The organism is Holdemanella hominis (assembly GCF_014306155.1).
Taxonomy (GTDB): domain Bacteria; phylum Bacillota_I; class Bacilli_A; order Erysipelotrichales; family Erysipelotrichaceae; genus Holdemanella; species Holdemanella hominis.
Map to the genome: position 1 here is coordinate 1 of NZ_JACRWH010000143.1, position 524 is coordinate 524.

The window sequence follows — 524 nt, forward strand, 5'->3', positions numbered from 1 at the left end:
CCACCACCTACACGATCTACGATCTGCATGTTGTATCTCTTTGAGAAATAGTAATCTTTTCCATCATACAACATAGCGGACCAGTTGTTGATATTCGCATTGATTGACTCTCTTAATGTGATGGCTACTTTTTCAAATCCAAAGCGTTTTGTCAATTCACTAGCTACTTCCTTATATCCTTCGCGATTGACTTCACCACTTGTTACATCCGTATCACTGGCCTTGATTCCAAATACATCGGCTGCATCTTCTTCATTGGCAATACATACATCGACATATTCACAGATCTTAGCCATGACTTCACCAGCTTTTTCTTTTGACCATAGCTTATTACGATAGTTCAAGTCACATGAGATCTTAACTCCATGTTCCTTTGCTTTCTTACAAGCTTCTATTGTAAGTTTGGCTACATTGTCACATAAAGCAGGTGTAATCCCTGTAATATGGAACCAAGCACAGTCTTTAAAGATTTCATCCCAGTTAAAATCCGCACTTGTAGCTGTATAAATACTAGATCCTGCACG

General features: G+C 38.7%; 1 protein-coding gene. It reads right to left on the reverse strand.

What is annotated here, in order from left to right; all coding sequences use genetic code 11:
- Nucleotides 1-524, reverse strand: a 524-nt coding sequence (locus H8911_RS12295) for a PfkB family carbohydrate kinase (RefSeq protein WP_255466379.1), incomplete at both ends; no start/stop codon positions are given.